The sequence below is a fragment of the Methanohalobium sp. genome, assembly GCF_046546175.1.
GTDB lineage: Archaea > Halobacteriota > Methanosarcinia > Methanosarcinales > Methanosarcinaceae > Methanohalobium.
Genome location: NZ_JBKGYF010000082.1, coordinates 1 through 7,487, shown reverse-complemented (window position 1 = coordinate 7,487; position 7,487 = coordinate 1). Strand labels below are relative to the sequence as shown.

General features: G+C 39.3%; 7 protein-coding genes and 1 tRNA gene. 2 read left to right on the top strand and 6 right to left on the bottom strand.

Translation table 11 applies throughout. The features are described 5' to 3' along the window. A partial coding sequence (locus tag ACLFMM_RS08230; protein WP_410808256.1) for a zinc ribbon domain-containing protein occupies window positions 1-245 on the top strand: 245 nt, incomplete at its 5' end. Window positions 246-429: 184 nt separating this feature from the next. On the opposite strand, the gene ACLFMM_RS08225 is transcribed toward ACLFMM_RS08230, so the two are convergent. From ACLFMM_RS08225 to ACLFMM_RS08205, 5 genes are all read right to left on the bottom strand, one after another. Beyond that, a complete protein-coding gene (locus tag ACLFMM_RS08225; protein ID WP_410808255.1) occupies window positions 430-627 on the bottom strand; it encodes a hypothetical protein in 198 nt (65 codons plus the stop codon). Between the two features lie 247 nt (window positions 628-874). After that, on the bottom strand, window positions 875-1,633 hold the full coding sequence (locus ACLFMM_RS08220) for a formylmethanofuran dehydrogenase subunit C (protein ID WP_410808254.1): 759 nt from the start codon (window positions 1,631-1,633) through the stop codon (window positions 875-877). Next, the gene (locus ACLFMM_RS08215) at window positions 1,634-3,361 is read right to left on the bottom strand and encodes a formylmethanofuran dehydrogenase subunit A (RefSeq protein WP_410808253.1); all 1,728 of its coding nucleotides are present in this window, start codon (window positions 3,359-3,361) and stop codon (window positions 1,634-1,636) included. It lies immediately after the preceding gene. 5 nt (window positions 3,362-3,366) lie between these two features. Then, window positions 3,367-4,671: a formylmethanofuran dehydrogenase subunit B gene (locus ACLFMM_RS08210; RefSeq protein ID WP_410808252.1), complete on the bottom strand. Its 1,305-nt coding sequence runs from the start codon at window positions 4,669-4,671 to the stop codon at window positions 3,367-3,369. Between the two features lie 22 nt (window positions 4,672-4,693). Next, window positions 4,694-5,074, bottom strand: coding sequence for a molybdopterin dinucleotide binding domain-containing protein (locus ACLFMM_RS08205; RefSeq protein ID WP_410808251.1), 381 nt, complete (start codon window positions 5,072-5,074; stop codon window positions 4,694-4,696). 222 nt (window positions 5,075-5,296) lie between these two features. Here ACLFMM_RS08205 and ACLFMM_RS08200 point away from each other — a divergent pair. Beyond that, window positions 5,297-5,407, top strand: a tRNA-Met gene (locus tag ACLFMM_RS08200). A gap of 14 nt (window positions 5,408-5,421) precedes the next feature. On the opposite strand, the gene ACLFMM_RS08195 is transcribed toward ACLFMM_RS08200, so the two are convergent. After that, window positions 5,422-7,236 carry a PAS domain-containing protein gene (locus ACLFMM_RS08195; protein WP_410808250.1) on the bottom strand — a complete coding sequence of 605 codons (1,815 nt, stop codon included), beginning with the start codon at window positions 7,234-7,236 and terminating at the stop codon, window positions 5,422-5,424. Window positions 7,237-7,487 lie beyond the last annotated feature (251 nt).

Genomic DNA, 7,487 nt, shown 5'->3' with positions numbered 1-7,487 from the left:
ATATAACTGATGCTTCATGGAGTTGTTTTGTTCAAAAATTAGAGTATAAAGCAGAGTGGAATGGTAAAACCATTAGCAAGATAGGACAATTCGACCCGTCAAGCAAAATCTGTCATGTATGCGTATATTATAATCAGGATTTGGAACTTAAAGATAGAGAATGGGAGTGTCCTGACTGCAAAACTGGACATAATAGAGACATCAAATCATCAGTTAATATTAAAAAGTTTAGTTCAGATAGATAAAACCTAATCTCACCTCCGGGATAAGGGGTAGTGCCTGTGGAGTTGTGTTTGTTAGAACAAATTATGAAACAGGAAGCACTTTAAATCAAATATTTAAAGTTATCCTTAATTTTGTAATTTAAGGAGCCACCTGGTCTTTACCAAATGGTAGTTCACTTTTGTTCTGATAAGCGCTGACCTCATACTATACTGCTATCCCCAATATAATCGTAGTATATGTGCTTGAAATCATCAAACTCCCTGATGGTTTCCATGCAATATCATGCAGGAATGTATAGCCCCTGCAATAGATTATATTACCCTTTAACTCATCCACTCTGATATACAGTGGAAGCTGCTGGATGGTGTGTACATCAAAAATATCATCAAATAGACAGGACAAAAACTTTACATCTCGTCCTAGGATTCATCTGTAGTAGACGGAAAGGTCGATGTCTGAATAGTTAGCCTATCTGGTAGAGGAGCCATAAAGCAGGATGAATTCCACCTTGTTAAAATCATCCAGAGAACGAATGGTTTCCTGTGCTTTCTCTATTTTCTTATCCACTGGTTCCATTTAGAGAAAATAGGATTTACTCTAATAAAAAAGTTATCAAAAAAGCAAGGGGCTTAGAAAGCCCTGGTTTGATTCATTTTACCAAAAGCACACCTTTGCCGCTGACGTTTACATCACCGGTGAATTTGCGGTAGGTTTCGCCTTCATATTCTTCAGTACCTTCCTCTCGATAAGAAGGCATCAGTTCGTCGAGCTGACCTTTGATAACAACAGTCCCCTTCTTCATCTCAACGGCAGCCATTGTGGTATCACCTTCAATGGTTATCGTTCCACCATTGTTTGAAATCGCGGGCAAAAGTCCTGCGTTTCCTTTTACCAGAATTTCTCCGCCGCACATATGTTCACCAAGATAGTCGCGGACATCTCCATTGACAGTGATTTTTCCGCCACCCATACCGCAACCTTCACCACGGTAACCGCTGCCTACATAATAACCGGCATTACCATTGACAACAATTTCTCCACCTGTCATTTCACGACCGAGCCAGTTATCTGCATCACCATTGATGGTTATTTTTCCACCAGCCATGTGGCATCCGCAGTGCATATCAACATTGCCGTTGATTTCCATCTCTCCTGCACTCATGCCCTGACCGATACGTTTCATTCTGGAAAAATCACCATTCATTATGATCTTGACGTTTTCTGTGCTGTCTGAACCCTCTACCTCAACATCGAAAAGCTCACCGATTTTGACAGGTGCTTTGCCATACCACAATTCTATATCTTCGATTTCTTCCTTTGACTTTGATGCAAAAACATCGGGTTTGATGTTTTCAGCTTCCACTGGTATACTGTTTTTATCTTTATGTTTCAGAGTAACGTTCTGCATTCAGGCATCCTCCATTTCCAGTTCTACAGGTCTTGGTATGTATTCATCCTGTACCATGTAATTGGATTGCTGTACTGTATAATATCTCTTGAATTTCTGGGCAAGTTCTGCAAGCATGGCATCAGTATCGCCGTTTGGTATATTGGTGGCATTGACCCAGTAGGTTCTGCCCATTGGAGAGGATACAATATCTCCATCTTTGACTACGACTTCACCGTCTTTAATGGTGTAACTGGTACCCCTGAATGCTTTGATCACCTTTTCATTTTCAACAGTTGTATCGACCTCATCAGGTTTCAGGTCATAGATAGCAATGTCTGCGTCAGCACCTACACCAAGATTACCCTTTTCTGGCATACTGTATATCTTTGAAGGCACACCACGGGTCATGATTGCAAGCTCGTACAGACTGAGTTCTCTATCGATATCTGGCAGTGTGATCCTGTCAAAGGTTGTATCTGTGAAATGGGACATAATTTCATCCCGTTTCTTGGAACTCATCAGGTAGGTATAGGCTTCAGGATAGTTCACAAATGCTCCGCCATTTGGATTGTCCGTTGTAAACATGGCTTTCCAGGGGTCATCCACAAGAAGCGCCAGTTCCAGTCCGATAGACCACTGCACAGCATTGACAAAGACCTTCTGTTTGTAATTGATGGGTACAACACCGGATGTTCCTTCAAGTTCTACATCCTTGTTGCTCCATTTCTCATGAAGCATACGTGAATTGGCGTATTCTAGAGGACCATCAGCAGTCATTGTCATGGCAGGTCCAAATATTACCTGTCCGAGGTCAAAGGTCAGGTTTTCTGACGAATTCAGGTAATCTGCAACCATCGGTGCACCCGATTTGAAATCTCTCCATCCATCACCTGCGTATGAATGGAACTGTACATGGGTGAAATGAGCTGCCTGCCTGTCCCTCTTGGGTTTGATATTGTCTTCCATGAGTTTCATGGTCTCAAGAGTGGTTTCATAATTTCCAGGTTTACCCAGATTGTTGCAGTGGATATGTACCGAGTGCGGTAGATTCAATCGTTCATTGGTTTTACCAAGACCAAGAAGTATATCTGCAGGTGTTATATCAAAATTGGGTACATTATCATGTAGTCCGGTAACATTTTTACCCCAGCTCCATGATTCTCCACCACCTGGATTTACAATTTTAATACCATACCCACGGGATGATTTAAGAGCCCATGCCACATAGGCTGCAAGTTTTTCCGGTTCATTATCCCTTATATATTCCATTACCATCCAGTTGTCACCAAAAAGGGACAATCCGAATCTATCCAGAATAGGTATGGATTCAAATTCTTCATGTACATGGCGTGCATTTAGCAGGGGTATTGCGGCTTCTGTGGCAGTGGTATACCCCAGTTTAGCGTAACGATACCCTATGGCATAGGTGTTGGGTGTTGCATATCCTGCCTGTGCTCTAGTTGTGGTAGTTGGAGCTTCCTTTCCAGACAGCCCAGGGATAGGTTTCCTGCGCATGTCATGAGGGCTCATCATCCTTCCGACATTGATTTTTCCGGCCCAGTGGGTATGTCCGTCGAATGCTCCAGCCATGGTAAGTCTGCCGTCAGCATCGATTTCTTTGACATTTGATGACAGGCTAGTAGTATCTACAATTTTTCCGTCCTTTACAGCCAGGTCCATTTTATCGCAGTCAATCCCGTTAACAGGATCACAGACGGCTGCATTTTTAATCAATAATTCAGACATTTAATTCACCTCTGTTTGAGTTCCCTTACTTTTTGTATGAGGTCAGTCACAATCTGTTCATCACTGTTGAACTCGGTATCAACCAGTTTTTTCATTCTAAGGGGTATGTTATCCATCCGGTATGCTGTACCTTCAGCTTCAACCCCGACAACTGCTGCGGGTATAACAACATCTGCAATATGAGTGGTCGGGTTTTCAAACGGGTCGATCTGGATAAGCGGAATTTTTGCCAGATGCCTGACAGCTTTCTGGGGGAAATGTGACCCCGGGTCACCTGCAGCAATCAAAGCGGCGTCAGGTTCTCCTCTGTAGAGTAAATCATTGGCACCTGTTTCTCCAGGATTGTAATAGGCGTAACCATGTGAGAAATCTATAGCCATCGGGAACCCAACTTCCCACAATGCAGTCTGTCCGAATCCTGCAACATTATAATGCCCCCTCATACTCAGCATTACACATTTTGAATGCTGGTTAAGGTCCGCAACAAGTGAGGATACCGCATCACCGTTCTTGTATTTGGAACGTGACTGTGTAGTACCCATACCGAAGAATATACAGCTGAAATTGGCGTTTTTCAGTGTGTCTGCGACTTCAAGAATATCCTCTTTTGGTACACCTGCAACATTATCTGGGATTACATCATCGTTTTCATTGATAGCTGACCTGAGAGCGGTCAATAACAGGAGGTCTTTACCCTGCTCAACCTGAATCAGTTTATCAGAAAGTTTTGCAGTATCGGTATTCCTGACATCAACAGTAACTATTTTCCTGTCTTTGCGCCCTTTTTTGGTAAAGAATCCTTTTGCATAGGATGAGTATCTGCCCATGTGTCTTGGATGTGCATGAACAGGGTTGCATCCCCAGAAAACTATCACATCGGCACGGTTTTTCATTTGCCCAACACTTGCTGTAGGTAACCCTTTTTCCTGGATTGCTAGTGCAGAAGGACCGTGACATACATTTGCTGTAGAATCAATTACAGACCTTGTTTCTTCAGCCAGTTCAATACCCTTTTTAATAGCTTCACATGATGTTGATGCCCAGCCGTAGGAAAGGGTACGGTTCGAATTCACCAGTATATTGGCAGCTTTGTCGATGGCATCTTCATAGGACACTTCAACAAGTTCACCATTCTTCCTTATCATAGGGGATTCTATCCGCCCGTGCTCAAACATCCCCACCATCTTGCTCTGACCAAGTATACAGGCACGTTCTGCATTTGTGATTTTATTATCTTCAACTGTGACTGTGATATCATCACATAGTGTTCCGCAGAAAGAACAAATTGCGTCTTTTATTACATCTGCCATTGTATTATTCTCTCCTTATTGTTTATTCACAATAACTTCTGATAAGTGACTTTAAATCAAGCGGTTTATCATCAGTAGGCTCTATAATTGCAGGTACACCTTTAAATCCCGGCATACCGCATCCATGGGTTTCAGGATTCAGAACAGCGTTGGACCACGGTCCCATAGGTATATGTCCGAGTTTATCAGGGTTATCATCGTTTATCTTTGCGTATACCACAACTTCACCATAATCGGTGGTAACTTTTAAACTATCTCCTTCGTTAATGCCCAGTTTATTGAAATCATTTGTATTGAGCTCACAATAGGCACATTCATTAAAATATGCATCAGCCATCTTGTGTTCAAGGTATGACCCCTGCCAGGCAGTTCTTGCAGATATAAGGTTTACTTCCAGTACCATTTTTTAACCTCTTCAATTTTAAATCAGTATATTTGATTAAATTAACCTGTTATTCCTATATTGGATGCACTTTTATGTTTAATAACTATTGGTTTTAAAAATTGTGTTTCTATTTCAAGTTTGTGTGTATTCTTATTTTCATATTTGCTACCCAAACATTAATATAATTTCAGTTCTTTCAATCGTTACGCTCATTAGGCATTTGTGTCCTAAAATCCGAATGCCCGGATGGCCTAGCAGGTTAAGGCGCCAGACTCATAGGGATGTTTATAACAGGCGTCTTAAATCTCCTGAGAAATCTGGAGACCGCGTGTTCGAGTCACGCTCCGGGCATCAACTTTCTTTTTTTAAATGATTGAGTAATGTAGCATACAAGATTTTTTATATTCATCTAGTTCTATCTCTGCAGTTATACGACCTATATATCCACCTAGCAAATCTGCAATATTTTCGACAGCAATTTTAACTTCTTGAGGGATTTCATCATAGGTATGAGATGATAGACTTAACGTTGCGATAATTCCTCCTTTATATTTTATAGGGATGAGTGCTAATGCTCTTTTTTTATGTTCAATGTTATATATTGAGCTGTGGAATATTTCTGAATAATCTTTATATACTGGATTACCACCCATCAAAAGTTTTGTGATTAACGAATTGGAATTTATATGTGATATATCATACACAAGAGACGCTGACAATCCTTTATGAGTTACAAGGTCTAAACCACCTGATTCAGCAACAAAATGTATGCATCCGCAATCGATGGCGTTAATTTCCAGAACCTGTTCAAGAACCTGTTCAATTGTCTCATCCACATCATTATTAGAGTTTAATAATGAGCCTATTTTGTGCTGGATGTATATGATGTTTTCAGCAAACTTGTGTTTGGTATTATCAACAAGAATTCCCTGGTAATAAACAGGTTCTCCATTTTCATCCCGCTGAATAAAAGTCCTTTCATCTAACCATTTCACATCGCCTGATTTGGTTATGATTCTGTATTCCTGTGAAAACTCTGAACATCCTTTTTTGTGCTGTTCGTGGAGTTCTGATTGTACTCTTTTCAGATCATCTGGGTGAATAATTTCCCCGTATTGGATTTTACCCTTTAGGAATTCATCAGGTGAATAACCAAATTGTGATATATTATCTGATACGTATTCAACAGGCCACATTTCATTTGGGTTATCGCTTGCTTTCCATTGAAATACAATTACTGGACTTTTGTTGATGATATCTTCAAATTTCTTTTTTTCCTTTAAAGATTGCTGGATTGCAACTTCTTTATTTTTTCTATCAGTGATATCAAACATTATACTTTGATAGGATACAGGTGAGCCTTTACTGTTATACTGAACAATGACATCCTCATTTATCCACCGTGTTTTCCCTGATTTTGTTATGATTCTATATTCCTGGGTAAACTCAGAATAACCCAAATGACACAATCTTGAAAACTCAAGGCGTACACGTTTCAAATCATTTGAATGTATTATATCATCATGTTTTACATTTCCTGATGTAAAATCTTCAGGTAAGTATTCAAATTGTGATATATTATTTGATACGTAATCGGCAGGCCAGTTTCTATCAATTTTCCATAAGAAAACGACCACTGGACTATTATCAATTACTGTTTTCAGGATGTCCCGCAATTCTATGGAGCTATTGAGTTCTATATCTTTGTTTTTCTGTCTGGTGATATCTGTAATTATTCCTTTAAAAAATGTAACATTACCGTTTTCATCACGGTGTATAAAACTTGTCCCATCTACCCACCTCACTTCTCCAGATTTGGTCATAACCCTGTATTCGTTGGAATACATTGGTTCGTTTTTTTTATAAACTTTGTTAAGCTCGTCTTCAACTTTTTTAATATCATCAGGATGTATAATATCGGCGTATCTGAGTTTTCCTGAAATGAATTCGTCCGCAGTATATCCAAAATTCTCGATATTATTTGTGACGTATTCAATAGGCCACCCGGTTTCAGATTTCCACAAAAAAATAATATTGTTGTCATCTTTATCTAAATTTTCCAGTACATTTTGAATTTCAAAAACATCATCCAATGCTTTTTCATATACTATGTTTTCAGGTTCAATTTCCTTATATTTGTGGTAACAATATAAACCTTTTTTAAGGTATACCGTTTTCATTATTATCCCCCTACGATGTTTTTTACTGATGTTATATTTGCAATAAAATACAGTATCCACTCTTCTTGCTGTATAATTGCAAACACACTCCACACAACAACATCGCAAAGTTTGATGTGTATGGTATAAAAATATTGTTATTTTTACAAAAAGGTAAACAATTTATATATCATATGTAAAGAACTGTTTTTCCTTATATAGTTAAGCACAGATTATTTGTTTGTTAAATTATGATACATCATTATTTTCTG

Bases quoted from the DNA above. Each gene is read 5' to 3' on its own strand.
- ACLFMM_RS08220 (WP_410808254.1), bottom strand. From the start codon at position 1,633: ATGCAGAACGTTACTCTGAAACATAAAGATAAAAACAGTATACCAGTG.
- ACLFMM_RS08215 (WP_410808253.1), bottom strand. From the start codon at position 3,361: ATGTCTGAATTATTGATTAAAAATGCAGCCGTCTGTGATCCTGTTAAC.
- ACLFMM_RS08210 (WP_410808252.1), bottom strand. From the start codon at position 4,671: ATGGCAGATGTAATAAAAGACGCAATTTGTTCTTTCTGCGGAACACTA.
- ACLFMM_RS08205 (WP_410808251.1), bottom strand. From the start codon at position 5,074: ATGGTACTGGAAGTAAACCTTATATCTGCAAGAACTGCCTGGCAGGGG.
- ACLFMM_RS08195 (WP_410808250.1), bottom strand. From the start codon at position 7,236: ATGAAAACGGTATACCTTAAAAAAGGTTTATATTGTTACCACAAATAT.